This is a genomic window from Rhodospirillales bacterium (assembly GCA_016699855.1).
GTDB lineage: Bacteria > Pseudomonadota > Alphaproteobacteria > Reyranellales > Reyranellaceae.
In genome coordinates, this window is record CP064988.1 from 4041144 (window position 1) to 4056904 (window position 15761).

A 15761-nucleotide genomic window follows, 5' to 3' on the forward strand; every position below is an offset into this window, starting at 1 on the left:
GATATGAGATTTCGACCTTTCCGCCGCTGCGGCGATGATTGGCGCTACTCCGTCGCCAAACCTTCGGGCGGACGAGGGCCGGTACGCTGGGCACAGCGTGCCGGGCGCATTGTGCTGGGCCCGAGGTTCAAGTTTCGCTCGGGCCATCGTGCGGCCGTGCTCGCAATCGGTATCCTTGGCTTCGCTGCGGTCAAGCTCATTGAAAGCCCATGGCCTGCCGACGTGACCGTCCGCCATTGGATGTCCGCCCGCAATTGCGACGCGGCGCGCGCCGTCGGTCTAGCGCCGGCAAGATGGGGTGATCCAGGATACTGGCCATCGCATGACCGGGATAACGACGGATCGGCGTGCGAGCCGTGGCCGGGACGCTGACATCGCGGGTGATTGATAGTTGCGGGTAGTCGACGACCCGGCAGCGGACTTCGGCGCCATGGACCTCCGTTCGTCTTGAGACAGAGCTAACGTCCGACCTTCCAGCCGACCTCGGCGGCGAAGCTCTGGAAGAATTCGGGCTCGTAGGCCCGCTCCGGCGCCTCGCGCACGCGCTGGTCGATGCGGTGCGCGTCGTCGCCGACGAGGATGCGCCAGCGTCCAGCCTTCACCCCGTCGAGGATGATCGTGGCGGCCTGCGCCGCCGTGGTCGGCGCCTCCTCGAGAAAGCGGCGCGCGCGGTCCGCGACGATGCCGCGCACCTGCTCGTCGGACATCGCCGTGGCGTCCATGCCCATCGAGGCGATGCGGGCGCGCGCCTGGGCGAGCTCCTTGGCGTTCATCTCCTCCGATTCGTTGCCGCTCTGCACTTTGCGCGAGTTCGAGACGATCGAGGTGCCGATGTGGCCGGGCATCACCACCGAGCATTTCACATGGGGCGCGTTGAGCCGCAGGTCCGTCATCAGCGCCTCGGTGAAGCCCTTCACCGCGAACTTCGCGGCGCAGTAGGCGGTGTGCGGCGTGGTCGGCCCGACCGAGGCCCAGAAGCCGTTGACGCTGCTGGTGTTGACGATGTGGCCCTTGTCGGCGGCCATCAGCATCGGCAGGAAGGCGCGCACGCCGAAGTAGACGCCGCCCCAGCAGACGTTGAACGTGCGCTCCCACTCGTCGCGGCCGTTGACGATCATGCTGCCGCCGCCGCCGATGCCGGCGTTGTTGAACAGAAGGTGGATCTTGTCGGTGTCGTGCCCGGCCGCCACCTCGTCTCGGAAGCGCGCGACCTGCGCCTCGTCGGAGACGTCGGCGACGTGCGCGGTCACGCGCAGTCCCTGCGGCAGGCCGTCGGCCTCGCACAGGCGGCGCGTCTCGGCCATCGCCTTGGCGGAGACGTCGCACATCGCGACGTGACAGCCCTCGGCCACGAGCTGGCGCGCGAGCTCGCGGCCCATGCCCGTGCCGCCGCCCGTGATGACGGCGATCCGTCCGGCGAGATCCTTCATCGTCGTTTCCTCCGCGGCGCCGGCGGAGGCCGGCCGGCCTTCCGCCAATCGTGTCGCGAAGCGCCGCCCGCTTCAAGACCGGGGGAGCGCGCCGTCACACCGGCGGTTCGAAGGCCTCGCAGGCGGCGCAGACGCTCGCCTTCATCGCGTGGAAGAACGCCGTCGGCGCGTGCTCGGGGCGCTGATGGTACCAGCCGATCTGCACCATGCCGCGGATCAGCCGGAACATCGGCAGCAGCGCCAGCGCCGCGTCGGAGATCGCGCGCCGCGCCCGGTAGCCGGCGAGGAAGGCGCGCTCCATGACCGCGAAGTTCGGCGCCGTCTCGTAGTGGACCAGCGCGACGGCGATCTCGTACTGGTGCCAGCCGAAGGCGCAGTCGTCGAAATCGATCACGGTCAGGCGGTCGCCGTCGACCAGGACGTTGCCGGGGTGCATGTCGGCGTGGATCAGGCCGAACACGGCCGGGTCGCGGCCGTGGCGCCGCAGCGCGTCGCGCATGAGGTCGCGCGCCCGCAGCAACGCCCGCCGCTCGCGCGCCGACAGCGCGGCGTGCTCCCAGAACGGCCCCCAGAACGGCGCGTCCCCGATCAGCCCGTCGACGTCGAGCGTGTGGCGCCGGAAGGACGCGGGCGGCCGCCACGCCGCCGACTGGTCGTGGATCGCCGCCGCGATCGCGCCGAGCTGGGCGAAACACCGCGCGACCGCGGCGTCGTCGGCCCGTTCGAGAACGGCCGACAGCAGTTCGCCCTCGGTCCAGCGCGCCATGCCGGCGTGGCGTCGTTCTCCGGTGGCGGGCACGTCGACGGACACGTAGTCGCCGCCGTCGCGCGCCAGGACCGGAATCGGCACCCCGACGCCGGCGTCGCCCAGCGCGCGGATCCACACCCGCTCGGCGACGAGCTCCTCCAGCGTGTGGTAGCCGGGGCGGTGCAGGCGCAGCACGTAGGCCGCGCCGTCGCGCCGGTCGACGACGCGGAAGGTGATGTTCTCCGATGTCGAGACGAGCGCGAGGTCGGCCGGCTCGACCGGAAACGCCGCCAGCGCCGCGCGCGCGGGCGCCGTGAAGATCCGCTCGGCGTCCGCCTTATCCATGGAGCTCGGCGATGGTCGCGTCGAACGCCACGAGGAACTCCGCGGCGTTCTCCTGGGTGAACACCAAGGGAGGCCGGATCTTCACGACGTTGCCGAAGGCGCCGGCGTTGCTCGTCAGGAAGCCCTTGTCCTTGAGGCGGTTGACGACGGCCACGGCGCGGTCGCGGTCCGGTGTCTTGCCGTCGCCGTCGGAGATCATCTCGACGCCGATGAAGAGCCCCTGGCCGCGGACGTCGCCGATCGCGGCGCACCGGGCCTTGCGTTCCACCAGCGCCGCCTTCAAGGCCGCGCCGACCGCGGCGACGCTCCCGCGTAGTCCTTCCCGCTCGATGACGTCCAGCACCGCCATGCCGACTGCGGCCTGCAGCGGGCTCGACGCGAAGGTGTTGAAGTAGCGCGTCTTGGCACGGAAGCCGTCGACCAGCGCCTTGCCCGCCGCCGCCGCCGCCAGCGGCAGGCCGTTGCCCATCGGCTTGCCGGTGACGACGATATCCGGTGCGAAACCGGCGCCCTCGTAGCCCCACCAGCGGCCGGTCCGGCAATAGCCGGCCTGCACCTCGTCGACGATCACGAGTCCGCCGGCGGCGCGGACCATCTCGGCGGCGCGCGCCATGAATCCGGCGGGTACGTCGGGCAGGCCCTCGTTGGCGAAGATCGAGCACACGATCAGACCGGCGAACCCCGTACCGTCGTCCTCGAACGCCTGGATCGCGCGTCGCAGGCGCTCGAGATGGGCGTCGGCCAGCGCGGCCCCGTCGGCGCCGGGCACGAGCGGGCGGTAGAGCTCCGGAAACGGGATCGCGCGCACGTCGCCGCCGGCGTTGCGCTCGGCGTCGAGCCGGGTCAGCGCGCCGACCGCCTCGCTGTTGCCGTGGTACGTGGCGTTGGTGCAGACGATGCCGGCCTTGCCGGTGGCCATGCGCGCCATGCGCAGCGCCACCTCGTTGGCCTCGGTGCCGGAGCAGGTGAAGACCACGCTTTCGATCCGGGGGCCGTGCAGCGCCGCGAGCCGCTCGGCGAAGGCGACGATACCCTCGTGCAGGTAGCGGCTGTGCACATTGAGCGTGGCCTGCTGGTGGGCCATCGCCTCGACGACGTGCGGGTTGGCGTGGCCGACGCAGGGCACGTTGTTGTACATGTCGACGTAGCGGCGGCCGTCGGCGTCGTAGAGATGCACGCCCTCGCCGCGCACGATGTGCAGCGGCTGGTCATAGAACAGCGGCGCGCCGGCGCCCAGCGCCCGGTCCCGTCTCGCCGAGAGGTCTCCCATTCCCATCGCCAACCTTCCGTCCGCCGCGGTCAACGGAATGAGCCTAGCATCGGCCGGCCGCGGCCGCACCGCCGTCGCCGTTGCCCGTGGCGCGCCTCCCGCGGGATGATCGGACATGGAGCCGCCGGCGGTCCGCAAGATCATCCACGTCGACATGGACGCGTTCTTCGCCTCCGTGGAGCAGCGCGACGACCCGTCGTTGCGCGGCCGGCCGGTCGCGGTCGGCGGTTCCCGCGAACGCGGCGTGGTCGCCGCCGCCAGCTACGAGGCGCGCAAGTTCGGCGTGCGCTCGGCGATGCCGTCGGTCAAGGCGCGGCGCCTGTGCGCGGAGCTGGTGTTCGTGAAGCCGCGCTTCGCCGTCTACAAGGAGATATCCCAGCAGATCCGCGCGATCTTCGCGGAGTACACGCCGCTGGTCGAGCCGCTCTCGCTCGACGAGGCCTATCTCGACGTCACGGCGAACCTGAAGGGCATCTCCACCGCGACGGCGGTCGCCTCCGAGATCCGCGCCCGCATCGCCGAACGCACCGGGCTCACGGCGTCGGCGGGGATCTCCTACAACAAGTTCCTCGCCAAGCTGGCGTCCGACCATCGCAAGCCGAACGGCCAGTACGTGATAACGCCGGCGATGGGGCTGGATTTCGTGGCCGCGCTGCCGGTCGGGAAGTTCCATGGCGTGGGGCCCGTGACCGCCGCCAAGATGAACGCGCTGGGGATCTTCACCGGCGCCGACCTGCGGGAGAAGCCGCTGGAATTCCTGCGCGGGAAGTTCGGCAAGTCCGGCGCCCACTACCACGCCATCGCGCGCGCCGAGGATCAGCGCGCCGTGGTCCCGGACCGGCCGCGCAAATCCGTCGGGGCGGAGACCACGTTCTTCCAGGATCTGGCGCGCCCGGAGGCGGTCGAGGCGGCGCTGACGCCGCTGTTCGAGAACGTGTGGTCCTATTGCGAGCGGACCGGGATCCACGGTCGGACGCTCACGGTGAAGGTGCGCTACGCCGACTTCCAGCAGCTCACACGCAGCCGCACCGCGCCGGCGCCGTTCGCCGACAAGGAGGCGGCTTCGCGCTGCGTCGTCGAGCTGGTGCGCGACGTCTTTCCGCTCGGCCAGCCGGTCCGGCTGCTGGGCGTGGCGCTGTCGAATCTCGGGCCGGCGGCCGCCGAAGACCCGCCGCAGCTCGCGCTGGCGCTGGCCTAGCGGGGGCGTCGCGCGGCGCGCCGGCCGTGCTACGGTCCGCGATCCAAGACCGCGCGCCGGAGACCGGGCATGCTGAAACTGCCGTACCACGACCGCTACGCCTACTCGGCCATCGTCGACCGGCCGGTCTACGACTGGCCCGGGGGCAAGCGGCTGGCCGTCTATATCGGCTTGAACATCGAGCACTTCGCCTACGCCAGCGGGATCGGCCACGCCCTGTCGGCGGAGCTGCCGCAACCCGATCCGCGCACCTTCGCGTGGCGCGACTACGGCAACAGGGTCGGCGTCTGGCGCGTGCTGGAGCTGCTCGACCAGCTCGGCCTGCCGGCGGCGCATCTCTGCAACACCTCGGTGTTCGACCACGCGCCGGGGATCGTCGAGGCGATCGTCAGGCGGGGCGACGAGATCATCGGCCACGGCCGCACCAACGCCGAGCGCCAGGGCCAGATGTGGGAGGACGACGAGCGCCGGCTGCTCGAGTACGTGCGCGACCGCATCGCCGAGAAAGCCGGTCAGAAGGTGCGCGGCTGGATGGGGCCGTGGATGTCGAACAGCCACCACACGCCCGATCTGTTGAAGGAGAGCGGCTACGCCTTCCAGATGGACTGGCCGGCCGACGACCAGCCGGTGTGGATGCGCACGCGGGCCGGCCGGCTGCTGTCGCTGCCGTATCCGCTGGAGATCAACGATTCGCCGCAGATCCTGGTGCGGCACCACAGCGCCGAGCAGTTCCGCGACATGATCGTCGGCCAGTTCGAGGAGATGCTGGCGCAATCGGAGAAGCAGCCGCTGGTCTGCGGCATCGCGCTGCACACGATGATCGTCGGTCAGCCCTACCGGCTGCGCGCGCTGCGCGAGGCGCTGCGCCACATCGTCGAGCATCCCCGGCGGGACCGCGTGTGGTTCACGCGCCCCGGCGCGATCCACGACCATTGCGCGGCGCTGCCGGCCGGCACCATCCCCGGAGACGCCGCTTGAGCGCGTCCGCGAATGGGGGCGTTACCCGGACCGGAACGCTCGTGGCGCTGGCCGGCGTCCTCGGCGCCGTCGCTGTGGCGATGGGCGCTTGGTCGGCGCACGGGCTGGAGGCGGTCGCCGGCGCGCGCGGCGTGGCGCTGGTCGACACCGCCGTGCGCTTCCAGCTCTGGCATGTCCTGGCGATGCTGGCGGCGCTGGCGTTGTACCGGCAGACGCGGGCGGCGCCGTTCGTGCGCGCGGCGCAACTCTTCACCGCGGGAATCCTCCTGTTTTGCGGCGCGCTCTACGTCCTGGCGTTCGGCGGGCCGCGCTGGCCGGGCATGGTGCCGCCGTTGGGCGGACTTGCGATGATCGCGGGTTGGCTGGCTCTGGCGTGGGGCGGCGTCCGCGCCTTCCCGCGCGACGGCGCCGCCGGCTGAGACGGAATTCGACATCGGGAAGGAATCGACATGAACGACGCCGCGTTGTGCCCGACAGCCCTTGAGGCGCTGGAGCGCGCCCGCGCGCCGGGTGGCGCACGCGCCGTGGTCGAGGCGTGCCTCGCCCGGATCGACGCGCGTGAGGCGGAGGTCGGCGCGTGGGAGATCGTCGACCGCGACGGCGCCCTGCGCGCGGCCGACTCCGGTCCGGCGGGGCCGCTCGCCGGATTGCCGGTCGGGGTCAAGGACGTGATCGACACTGGCGATCTGCCGACCACCTACGGTTCGCGCATGTTCCCCGGCCACCGGCCGGCGCGCGACGCGACCTGCGTCGCCACGATGCGGGCGGCCGGCGCGATCGTGCTCGGCAAGACCGTGTCCACCGAGTTCGCCTCGTTCCACCCCGGCAAGACGCGCAATCCGCGCGGCCTGCGGCACACGCCCGGCGGCTCGTCGAGCGGGTCGGCCGCCGCCGTCGCCGACGGCATGGTGCCGGTCGCGCTCGGCACGCAGACGGCCGGCTCGGTGATCCGGCCGGCGTCGTACTGCGGCGTCGTCGGCTACAAGGGCACGCTGGGCTGGACCGACACGGCGGAATCCATGCGCTGGCCCCGTCGTTCGACACGCTCGGCGTCTTCGCCCGTCGCGTCGCCGATCTCGGGCCGGTGCGCGCCGCGCTCGAGCCGCGCGCGCGCGGCCGTGTGCTGCCGCTGATGCCGCGCATCGGTCTGTGCCGGACGGCGGAGTGGCCGTCGGCCTCGGCGGTGGCGCGCAAGACCGTCGAGGGCGCGTTCGCGAAGCTGACGGCCGCGGGCGCGCCGGGGTTCACCGTCGTGTCCCCACCCGCGTGGGACCGTCTCGTCGAGACGCATAAGACCGTCATGTTTCCCGAGATGGTGCCGATATTCGACGGCTACATCGCCCGCGGCCCCGATCTGATCAGCGAGGGCTTCAAGGCCCAGGTCGCCGACGGCCGCGCGATTCCGCCGGCGCGTCTCGCGGCGGCGCGCGCGGAGATGGCGGCGCGGCGCGCGGACGTCGCGCGGATGATCGGTGCCGGCGAGGTGTGGCTGGCGCCGGCCGCCCCGGACGAGGCGCCGGAGGGCATCGAGCGCACCGGCGATCCGGTGTTCAACCGTGTCTGGACGCTGCTGGGCGTGCCTTGCCTCACGCTGCCGGCGGGCAAGGGCAAGCGCGGCCTGCCGATCGGCATCCAGCTGATCGCCGCGCCGGGCGAGGACGACGCGCTGCTCGACGCCGCCGCCTGGATCGAGGCGGCGCTGGGCGCCGCCGGCTGACGGCGCGCGTCCGCCGGGGATTGCCGCAGATCAAGGCTGGCCGGTTCGGATAGGTGGAGACTTCCCCATGGAGTGACCGTGAGGGAGCCGTCCATGAAAGCCAGCGACGTGATGACGCGCGGCGTCGTCTGCATCGGGCCTGAGGCCACGGTGCTGGAGGCGGCGCGCATGCTGCTCGGCGAGCGCGTCAGCGCGCTGCCCGTGGTCGACGCCGACGGCCGGATCCTGGGCATCGTCAGCGAGGCCGACCTGATCCGCCGCGAGGAGATCGGCTCGGCGAAGCGGCGGTCCTGGTGGTCGGCGGCGTTCACCGACGGCGACCATCTGGCGTCCGACTACATCAAGGCCCACGGGCGGCTGGTCCGCGACGTGATGACGAAGGACGTCGCCACGGCGTCCGAGGACACCCCGCTGGGCGAGATCGCCGAGGCGATGGACAAGCGGCGCGTCAAGCGCCTGCCGATCACGCGCGACGGGCGGATCGTCGGTATCGTCAGCCGCGCCAATCTCCTGCAGGCGCTGATCGCCGGCGTCAGCAAGGTGCCGATCGCGGCGGTCGACGATGCGGCCCTGCGCCGCGAGGTCAACGCGCTCCTCGCCCGCCAATCGTGGTCGCACGCCAGCGTCAAGAACGTCATCGTGCGCGACGGCGTGGCGGAGTTGTGGGGGTACGCCGACAGCCCGGAGCAGGCCGAGGCTTGCCGCATCGCGATCGAGAGCGTCCCGGGGATCAAACGGGTCGAAAGCCATCTCGCCGTGCAGGCGCACGGCATCTACCTGTTGTGACGATGCCGCGCGCTCCGCGACCGTCGCTCGCGCTCGCCGCGCTCGCCGTGACCGTCGGCCTCTCCGCGCCCGCGGCGGCGGCCGACATCGAGGCCGGGGCCGCTTTGGCGCGGCGCTGGTGCGCCGACTGCCATGTCGTGGGGCCCGGCCAGGCCGCCGGCCGCGCCGATGGCGTACCGGCCTTCCAAGCGATCGCCGACGCGCGGACCACGAGCGCCGACGGCCTGCGCGGTCTGCTGTCGGGCCCGCATGGCCGGATGCCCGATCTTTCGCTGACGCGGCGCGAGCAGGACGACCTGATCGCCTACATCCTCGGTCTGCGCGCGCGCTGACGCGCGCGTCAGACGACCTTGCGGGCGCGCAGCCCGGCGATCTCGGCCGCCGACATCCCGACCTCCGCCAGGATCTCGTCGGAGTGCTCGCCCGCGTCGGGCGCCGGACGGCGCGCCTCGTTCGGCGTGCGGCTCATCCCGATCGGCTGGTTGATCAGCGAGATCTCGCCGAGCTTGGGATGCGTCACGGGTATCGCCATCCGGTTGTGCGCGACCTGGACGTCCGCGAACACCTGGTCCATCGAGTAGATGTGCCCGCACGGCACGCCGCCGGCGTTGAGCGCGTCGACCCAGTGCGCGCTGGTGTCCGTCCGCGTGATCGCGGCGATCTGGGTGTTAATCTCGACGCGGTTCTTCGAGCGCGCCGGCGGCGTCGCGAAGCGCTCGTCGGTCTTCCAGTCATCGCGCTTCATGATGGCGCAGAAGCGCTCCCAGATCGGTCCCGGCGAGGTCGCGATGTTGATGTGGCCGTCGCTGGTCGGGAACACGCCGGTCGGGATGCCGGTGGGATGGTCGTTGCCGGCCTGCGGCGGCACCTTGCCGTCCATCGTCCACCGCGCCGCCTGGAAATCGCACAGCGCGATCAGCGACTGCAGTAGCGAGGTGTGCACCCATTGGCCCTCGCCCGACACCTCGCGCTCGAGCAGCGCCGTGACGATGCCGAAGGCGAGGTAGAGTCCCGAGCTGGAATCGGCCACCGCGATGCCGGCGCGCACCGGTCCCTGTCCCGGCAGCCCGGTCACCGACATCAGGCCGCTCATGCCCTGCGCGATCTGGTCGTAGCCCGGCCGGTCGGCGTAGGGGCCGGTCTGGCCGAATCCGGAGATGCTGCCCAGAACGATGCGCGGGTTGACGGCCCGCAGCGTCGCGTAGTCCAGCCCGAGCCGCTTCTTGACGCCGGGCCGGTAGTTCTCGACCACGACGTCGGCGCTCCTCACCAGCTTGTGGAAGACCTCGCGGCCCTCGGCTTGTTTCAGGTCGAGCGTGATCGAGCGCCGGTTCCGCTGCAGGTTCTGGAAGTCGCTGCCGAGACGGCCGCCGCCGAGGATGTCGGCGGCCGCGGCGTCCTCGACCTTGATGACGTCGGCGCCCCAGTCGGCGAGCTGCCGGGCCGCCGTGGGTCCCGCGCGGGCGCGCGTCAGGTCGAGCACGCGGAAGCGGCACAGGGGGCCGGTGCGTCGGGTGCGGGTATCGGTCATCGTCCTGCCGGTTCTCGTGGCGTGAAGTCCGGGCTAGCATGCCCCGGCCACGTTCGGATTGTCGAGGAGGCCGGCGATGTCCCATCCGGTGGACCATGATTGCGTGTTCTGCCGGATCGTCGCGGGGACGATCCCGTGCTTCCGTCTGTTCGAGGACGGCGCCACGCTGGCGTTCATGGACATCAATCCGGCCGGCGAAGGCCATGCGCTGGCGATCGCCAAGGGGCATTGGCCCACGATCCTCGATATCCCCGCGGAGACGATCGGCGCTGTCGCGGCGACCGCCAAGCGCGTCGCCACGGCGGTCGACGCGGCGCTGAAACCCGACGGCGTCAACCTGATCCAGGCCAACGGGCCGGGCGCGGCGCAGAGCGTGCCGCACTTCCACATCCACGTCCTGCCGCGGCGGCTGGGCGACGGCCTCGCGATCAACTGGAATCCAAAGCCCGGCGACATGGCGGCGATCCGCGCCACGCACGAGCTGCTGCTGCGCCACATCTGAGGGCCGCCGTCTCGACTGCCGCCGACGCGCGTGGTCATATTGCGGCGGGGTCGAGAACGGGGAGAACACGATGTCCGCCAACCGCACGATACGCGCCGTCGTCGCCGCGTCTCTGACGTTCGGCCTCGCGCAGGCCGCGCTCGCCCAGGGCAAGCTCAACCTCTACTGCACCGCCAACGAGGAGTGGTGCAAGGCGATGTCCGACGAGTTCGCCCGCCGGACCGGCGTCGACGTCGCCTACACGCGCAAGGGCACCGGCGAGACCTACGCCCAGATCAAGGCCGAGAAGGAGAACCCCAAGGGCGACATCTGGTGGGGCGGCACCGGCGACCCGCACCTCCAGGCGGCCGAGGAGCGGCTGACGACGCGCTACGAGGCGACCGGCCTGAAGGAGCTGCTGCCGTGGGCCAAGGCGCAGTGGGACCGCTCGCAGGGCCGCGTGGTCGGCATCTACATGGGCGCCATCGGCTTCGTCTACAACAGGGAGCTGCTGGCGCGGAAGGGGATCGCGCCGCCGGCCTGCTGGTCGGACCTCCTGAAGCCGGAGTTCAAGGGCGAGATCCAGATGTCGAACCCGTACTCGTCGGGTACGGCCTACACCGTGATCGCGACGCTGGTGCAGCTGATGGGCGAGGACAAGGCGTTCGCGTACCTGAAGCAGCTCCACGGCAGCGTGAACCAGTACACCAAGCAGGGCCCGGCGCCGGGCCAGGCCGCCGCACGCGGCGAGACCATGATCGCGATCACGTTCCTGCACGACGGCGCCATGAACAAGAAGCGCGGCTTCCCCGTCGAGGGCGTGGCGCCGTGCGAGGGCACGGGCTACGAGATCGGCTCGATGTCGATCATCGACGGCGCCCGCAACATGGTGAACGCCAAGAAGTTCTACGAGTTCGCGCTGTCGGTCGAGGGCCAGAAGATGGCGGAGAAGGGCGAGAGCTTCCAGGCGCCGTCCAACGCCGGCACGCCGCCGTCGCCGTATTCCCCCGATCTGTCGAAAATCAAGCTGATCGACTACGACTTCGCCAAATACGGTTCGGGCGCGGAGCGCCGGCGTCTGCTGGCGAAGTGGGACGCCGAGACCAAGGTGGGCGCGCCCAAGTAACGGCCGCCCGCGCCGGTCCGCCGCGCGTGTCGCGCACCGCGCGTCTGTGGACGCTGGTCGGCTGGGCCGGCCTCGTCCTCCTGCCTTGGTACGCGCTCGAGGATGGATTCCCCTCGGCGTCGTGGTGGCGCGATCCGTGGAGCGAGGACGCCGCCCCGGCGTTCGTCCAGATCTTCGCGCATGGCCGGCACTGGCTCCTGCCGGTGGCGCTGGCGTTCCTCGCGCCGCTCGCCATCGCGCGCCGTCCACCGGGCGACGCGGCGGCCTCCGCGACGCTGGTGCTGTCCGGCGGTCTCGGCCTCGTCTGGCTGTTCGGTCAGGGCTTCGCGATCGGCGCGCGCGGCTATTCGTGGCTGTGGCTGCGCGGTCTCCACGAGGGTTTCGAAGGACGGCAGTTCGGACTCGGCTGGGGCGGGATGCTGGCGGCGCTGGCGCTGCTGTTCCTGTTCTGCGAGGGCTGGGCGCGCCGGGGCGCGCTGCGCGGCGACGTCTTCGTGCTCGGGTCGATCGGCCTGGTGGTCGGCACGACGCTGCTGTTCGTGTTCTTCCCCGTCGGGTTGGTGCTCGTCGGCGCGGCGCGCGTCGAGGAGGGGTGGTCGCTGCCGGCGATGGCGGAGCGCCTGGCCGCCACCGACATCTGGTCGCTCGGATGCCTCGCCGGCGCGACCTGCGGCACGTTTTGGAAGACGCTGCTGCTGGCGCTGGTCGTGGCGGCGCTGACGACGGCGCTGGGCACCGCCTTCGCGCTGCTGGCCGAACGGATGGAGTTCCGCTGGAAGGGCGCGCTGCGGCTGTTCGCGCTGCTGCCGATCATCACGCCGCCCTTCGTCGTCGGTCTCGCCGTCGTGCTGCTGGTCGGCCGCACCGGCGCCATCACCACGTGGCTCGACTCGGCCCTCGGCGTGCCGCCGACGCGCTGGATCTACGGCTTCCCCGGCATGGTGTTCGCGCAGACGCTGAGCTTTACGCCGATCGCGTTCCTGATCATGACGGGTGTGGTGCAGGGCATCAGCCCGACGATGGAGGAGGCGGCGCAGACCCTGCGGGCGCCGCCGTCGCGGCTGTTCGCGACCGTCACGCTGCCGTTGATGCGGCCGGGGCTGGCCAACGCCTTCCTCGTCGGCATGCTCGAGAGCATCGCCGATTTCGGCAACCCCATCGTCCTGGCCGGCAACTACGACGTGTTGTCGATCCAGATCTACTTCGCGCTGGTCGGCGCCCAGAACGATCCCGGCCGCGCCGCCGCGCTGGCGATCGTGCTGCTGGCGATGGCGCTCGTCGTGTTCGTGGCGCAGGCGCGCTGGCTGGGCGACCGCTCCTACACCACGGTCGCCGGCAAGGGCGATTCCGGCCGCCACGCGCCGCTGCCGGCGGGCGTGCGCCGCGCGGTCCATTGGTCGGCGCTGCCGTGGATCGCGATCACGATCATCGTCTACGGCACCATCGCGTTCGGCGGCTTCGTCGCCAATGTCGGGCGCGACAACTCCTTCACGTTGCGGCACTTCGCGGAGATGTTCTCGATCGAGCGCGGCGCCGACGGGCTGCTCTGGACGGGCGGGGCGTGGAAGTCCTTCGCCACGACGATGGAGACGGCGCTGATCGCGGCGCCGCTGACGGCGGCGCTGGGCCTGCTCACGGCCTACATCCTGGTGCGCCAGCGCTTCGCCGGCAAAGCCGCGTTCGAGTTCGTGACCATGCTGAGCTTCGCGATCCCCGGCACCGTGATCGGACTGAGCTACGTGATGGCGTTCAACACGCCGCCGGTCGAGCTCACCGGCACGGCCGCGATCCTCATCATCTGCTTCATCTTCCGCGACATGCCCGTCGGCATCCGCGCCGGCGTCGCGGCGCTCAGCCAGATCGACCGCAGCCTCGACGAGAGCTCCCTGACGCTGCGCCACGGCGGCTTCGCCACCATGCGCCGCGTCATCCTGCCGCTGATCCGGCCGGCCATCGTGGCGGCGCTGGTGTTCGCGCTGGTGCGCGCGATCACGTCGCTGTCGGCGGTCGTGTTCCTCGCCACCACGCGCCACAATCTCGCGACCAACTACATCGTCGGCCGAGTCGAGATCGCCGACTACGGCGGCGCCATCGCCTACTCGGCGGCGTTGATCGCGGTCATGGCGCTGTGCATCGCCGGCATCCAGCTCCTCGTCGGCGAGCGGCGGCTCGGCCGCGGCGGCGCCACGGTCGCGACCACGGGGGCGGCGGCATGAGCGGAAGCGCCGTCGAATTCATCGGCGTCACGCGCCGCTTCGGCCGCGTCGTGGCGGTCGACGACGTGTCGTTCCGCGTCGGCTCGGGGACGCTGCTGACGCTCCTGGGGCCTTCGGGCTGCGGCAAGACGACGGTCCTGCGCATGGTCGCCGGGCTGGAGATGCCGAGCGCGGGCGTGGTGCGCATCGGCGATGCGGACGTCACGCGGCTGTCCGCGGCGGAACGCGACGTCGGCATGGTGTTCCAGTCCTACGCGCTGTTCCCGCATATGGACGTGCGGGAGAACGTCGCCTACGGCCTCGCGGTCTCGAAGCTGTCGAGGGCGGAGCAGGCCGACCGCGCCCGCGCCGTCCTCGCCAAGGTCGGGCTCGCGGGCTACGAGCGGCGGCAGGTCGGCGCGCTGTCCGGCGGCCAGCAGCAGCGCGTGGCGCTGGCCCGCGCGCTGGCGGTCGAGCCACGGGTGATGCTGTTCGACGAGCCGCTCAGCAACCTCGACGCCAAGCTGCGCCGGCGCATGCGCGACGAGATCCGCGACCTGCAGAGGGAGCTCGGCATCACCGCCGTCTACGTCACGCACGACCAGGAGGAGGCGATGGCCGTCGCCGACACCATCGTGGTGATGAGGGACGGCCGTGTCGCCCAGCGCGGCGCGCCGGTCGATCTCTACGAGCGGCCGGTCGACCGCTTCGTCGCCGATTTCATCGGCGGCGCCAATCTGATCGATGTCGAGATCGGATCGGCGGTTGACGGTCGCGCCGCCGTGCCGGTCGGCGGTCTGACGGTGTCGCTGCCGACGCGAGATCTGCGGCCCGGGCCCGCTGCCCTGGCGGTGCGCTATGCAGCCATCCGCCTGTCGCCGGCCACGCCGGATGCGGGGCTGACCGGGGTGGTCCGCAAAGCGACCTATCTCGGCGCCCATCTCGAGTTCACGGTGAGACGCCGGTCGGCGAGCTGTTCGTGGTCGAGCCGGACCTCGCCAACGCGTTCGCCGCCGGCGCCTCCGTCGCCGTCCGGATTCCGCGACCGGGGCCTCGCGCTGGTGCCGCGCTGAGCGTCCTGCGACCGCAATTCGGCCGAACCGGACCGTCCTGTCATCCCGGGCACGGCGAGGAAGCCAGAGTCGCAACCTAGATCCCTCGCCGCGCCCGGGATGACAGGGGGGGGATGTGGCCGCGGTGTCGGTCCGCTCGATCCGATCGCGCTCTATGGTTTGTCCGCCGCCTTCAGCGCCTCGACGCGGCGCGTGATCTCGTCGAAATCGACGAGGCCGACCGGATCATCGTGGCGGGGACTGAACAGGCGGGCGTAGGCGAATCGTTCGCGGCTGACCCTCTCGAGACGGTCCAGTTCCGCCAGCGGCTCTGCGTGGTCGTCGACGCGTAGATCGAAGTCCGGATACTCCTCGGTCGAGAAGACCTTCAGCGCCGCGGACTGCTTCCCCCGCTTGTCGCCGCCGACCGCCTCGCCGGCGCGCAGCGCGGCGATCAGGCGGCGCGGAAAGGGCAGCCCGGCGCCGGCCTCGAAGGCGCGCGCGGTCTCCTCGACGACCTGCGGCCCGGCCAGCATGTTGCCGGCGACCGAGAACGTCGCGCGGACCACGTGCCCGCACCACGGCACGCAGGCGGCGCCGGTGTGGGCGGCGATGCCGCCGCGCGAATCCTGGATATGAAGCTGGCGGTGGTCGCGTCCGGAATCGGCGCCCGTCAGCAGCCGTACGGCGTCGGCGGCGGGCACACCGTCGCGCAGCAGACGCAGCCCGCGTGTGCCGTAGAGCGCGTTGGTGTTGGCCTGGGTGGCGATGGCGCCGACGCCGCTGGCGATGTGCGGCACGCGCGCGCCGACCGCGAAGGCGCGGGTGGCGACGCAGATACCGAACGCGCCCGTCGCTGGATCGCGCGCCACGAGGGACCATGTCATGTCGGGATTCCTTGTGG

General features: G+C 71.5%; 17 protein-coding genes. 12 read left to right on the forward strand and 5 right to left on the reverse strand.

Annotated elements, in window-relative coordinates:
- Window positions 1–3: 3 nt before the first annotated feature.
- Entirely contained in the window at window positions 4–372 is a 369-nt protein-coding gene (locus IPK81_19080) for an excalibur calcium-binding domain-containing protein (GenBank protein QQS11649.1), read from the forward strand.
- An 86-nt stretch (window positions 373–458) separates the two neighbouring features.
- Here IPK81_19080 and IPK81_19085 read toward each other — a convergent pair whose 3' ends face one another.
- From IPK81_19085 to IPK81_19095, 3 genes are all read right to left on the reverse strand, one after another.
- A complete protein-coding gene (locus tag IPK81_19085) occupies window positions 459–1430 on the reverse strand; it encodes an SDR family NAD(P)-dependent oxidoreductase (protein ID QQS11650.1) in 972 nt (323 codons plus the stop codon).
- Window positions 1431–1524: 94 nt separating this feature from the next.
- Window positions 1525–2523: a phosphotransferase gene (locus IPK81_19090; protein ID QQS11651.1), complete on the reverse strand. Its 999-nt coding sequence runs from the start codon at window positions 2521–2523 to the stop codon at window positions 1525–1527.
- A complete protein-coding gene (locus tag IPK81_19095; GenBank protein ID QQS11652.1) occupies window positions 2516–3799 on the reverse strand; it encodes an aminotransferase class III-fold pyridoxal phosphate-dependent enzyme in 1284 nt (427 codons plus the stop codon). Before IPK81_19095 ends, IPK81_19090 begins: the two co-directional genes overlap by 8 nt.
- A gap of 109 nt (window positions 3800–3908) precedes the next feature.
- Between IPK81_19095 and dinB the strand changes: the two genes are divergently transcribed.
- The 7 genes from dinB (at window position 3909) to IPK81_19130 (ending at window position 8804) form a co-directional block, all read left to right on the forward strand.
- Window positions 3909–4991: a DNA polymerase IV gene (gene dinB, locus IPK81_19100; protein QQS11653.1), complete on the forward strand. Its 1083-nt coding sequence runs from the start codon at window positions 3909–3911 to the stop codon at window positions 4989–4991.
- Between the two features lie 69 nt (window positions 4992–5060).
- The gene (locus tag IPK81_19105) at window positions 5061–5969 is read left to right on the forward strand and encodes a polysaccharide deacetylase family protein (protein QQS11654.1); all 909 of its coding nucleotides are present in this window, start codon (window positions 5061–5063) and stop codon (window positions 5967–5969) included.
- A gap of 80 nt (window positions 5970–6049) precedes the next feature.
- Entirely contained in the window at window positions 6050–6388 is a 339-nt protein-coding gene (locus IPK81_19110; protein QQS15176.1) for a DUF423 domain-containing protein, read from the forward strand.
- Between the two features lie 30 nt (window positions 6389–6418).
- Window positions 6419–7102 carry an amidase gene (locus IPK81_19115; GenBank protein QQS11655.1) on the forward strand — a complete coding sequence of 228 codons (684 nt, stop codon included), beginning with the start codon at window positions 6419–6421 and terminating at the stop codon, window positions 7100–7102.
- Complete coding sequence (locus tag IPK81_19120; protein QQS15262.1) at window positions 7054–7686, forward strand: hypothetical protein; 633 nt, start codon at window positions 7054–7056, stop codon at window positions 7684–7686. The genes IPK81_19115 and IPK81_19120 overlap by 49 nt, the downstream gene beginning before the upstream one ends.
- A gap of 93 nt (window positions 7687–7779) precedes the next feature.
- Complete coding sequence (locus IPK81_19125; GenBank protein QQS11656.1) at window positions 7780–8472, forward strand: CBS domain-containing protein; 693 nt, start codon at window positions 7780–7782, stop codon at window positions 8470–8472.
- Between the two features lie 47 nt (window positions 8473–8519).
- Entirely contained in the window at window positions 8520–8804 is a 285-nt protein-coding gene (locus IPK81_19130) for a cytochrome c (GenBank protein QQS11657.1), read from the forward strand.
- 8 nt (window positions 8805–8812) lie between these two features.
- On the opposite strand, the gene IPK81_19135 is transcribed toward IPK81_19130, so the two are convergent.
- Window positions 8813–10003, reverse strand: coding sequence for a CoA transferase (locus IPK81_19135; GenBank protein QQS11658.1), 1191 nt, complete (start codon window positions 10001–10003; stop codon window positions 8813–8815).
- Window positions 10004–10079: 76 nt separating this feature from the next.
- Between IPK81_19135 and IPK81_19140 the strand changes: the two genes are divergently transcribed.
- The 4 genes from IPK81_19140 to IPK81_19155 all read left to right on the forward strand — a co-directional run bounded on the left by IPK81_19140 (window position 10080) and on the right by IPK81_19155 (window position 14878).
- Window positions 10080–10505, forward strand: coding sequence for an HIT family protein (locus IPK81_19140; GenBank protein ID QQS11659.1), 426 nt, complete (start codon window positions 10080–10082; stop codon window positions 10503–10505).
- A gap of 70 nt (window positions 10506–10575) precedes the next feature.
- Window positions 10576–11610 (forward strand): ABC transporter substrate-binding protein, encoded by a 1035-nt coding sequence (locus IPK81_19145; GenBank protein ID QQS11660.1) that lies wholly within the window; start codon window positions 10576–10578, stop codon window positions 11608–11610.
- Between the two features lie 26 nt (window positions 11611–11636).
- The gene (locus IPK81_19150) at window positions 11637–13826 is read left to right on the forward strand and encodes an iron ABC transporter permease (GenBank protein QQS11661.1); all 2190 of its coding nucleotides are present in this window, start codon (window positions 11637–11639) and stop codon (window positions 13824–13826) included.
- A complete protein-coding gene (locus IPK81_19155) occupies window positions 13823–14878 on the forward strand; it encodes an ABC transporter ATP-binding protein (GenBank protein QQS11662.1) in 1056 nt (351 codons plus the stop codon). Before IPK81_19150 ends, IPK81_19155 begins: the two co-directional genes overlap by 4 nt.
- 152 nt (window positions 14879–15030) lie before the next feature.
- Here the strand turns inward: IPK81_19155 and IPK81_19160 are convergent, their stop codons facing one another.
- Window positions 15031–15744 (reverse strand): DUF1028 domain-containing protein, encoded by a 714-nt coding sequence (locus IPK81_19160; GenBank protein ID QQS11663.1) that lies wholly within the window; start codon window positions 15742–15744, stop codon window positions 15031–15033.
- Between the last annotated feature and the right edge of the window lie 17 nt (window positions 15745–15761).

What these genes read in the sequence shown, in the direction of transcription:
- IPK81_19085 (QQS11650.1), bottom strand. Translation starts at nt 1,430, where the DNA reads ATGAAGGATCTCGCCGGACGGATCGCCGTCATCACGGGCGGCGGCACG.
- IPK81_19145 (QQS11660.1), top strand. Translation starts at nt 10,576, where the DNA reads ATGTCCGCCAACCGCACGATACGCGCCGTCGTCGCCGCGTCTCTGACG.
- IPK81_19160 (QQS11663.1), bottom strand. Translation starts at nt 15,744, where the DNA reads ATGACATGGTCCCTCGTGGCGCGCGATCCAGCGACGGGCGCGTTCGGT.
- IPK81_19115 (QQS11655.1), top strand. Translation starts at nt 6,419, where the DNA reads ATGAACGACGCCGCGTTGTGCCCGACAGCCCTTGAGGCGCTGGAGCGC.
- IPK81_19080 (QQS11649.1), top strand. Translation starts at nt 4, where the DNA reads ATGAGATTTCGACCTTTCCGCCGCTGCGGCGATGATTGGCGCTACTCC.
- IPK81_19140 (QQS11659.1), top strand. Translation starts at nt 10,080, where the DNA reads ATGTCCCATCCGGTGGACCATGATTGCGTGTTCTGCCGGATCGTCGCG.
- IPK81_19155 (QQS11662.1), top strand. Translation starts at nt 13,823, where the DNA reads ATGAGCGGAAGCGCCGTCGAATTCATCGGCGTCACGCGCCGCTTCGGC.
- IPK81_19095 (QQS11652.1), bottom strand. Translation starts at nt 3,799, where the DNA reads ATGGGAATGGGAGACCTCTCGGCGAGACGGGACCGGGCGCTGGGCGCC.
- IPK81_19110 (QQS15176.1), top strand. Translation starts at nt 6,050, where the DNA reads ATGGGCGCTTGGTCGGCGCACGGGCTGGAGGCGGTCGCCGGCGCGCGC.
- IPK81_19125 (QQS11656.1), top strand. Translation starts at nt 7,780, where the DNA reads ATGAAAGCCAGCGACGTGATGACGCGCGGCGTCGTCTGCATCGGGCCT.
- dinB (QQS11653.1), top strand. Translation starts at nt 3,909, where the DNA reads ATGGAGCCGCCGGCGGTCCGCAAGATCATCCACGTCGACATGGACGCG.
- IPK81_19090 (QQS11651.1), bottom strand. Translation starts at nt 2,523, where the DNA reads ATGGATAAGGCGGACGCCGAGCGGATCTTCACGGCGCCCGCGCGCGCG.
- IPK81_19105 (QQS11654.1), top strand. Translation starts at nt 5,061, where the DNA reads ATGCTGAAACTGCCGTACCACGACCGCTACGCCTACTCGGCCATCGTC.
- IPK81_19135 (QQS11658.1), bottom strand. Translation starts at nt 10,003, where the DNA reads ATGACCGATACCCGCACCCGACGCACCGGCCCCCTGTGCCGCTTCCGC.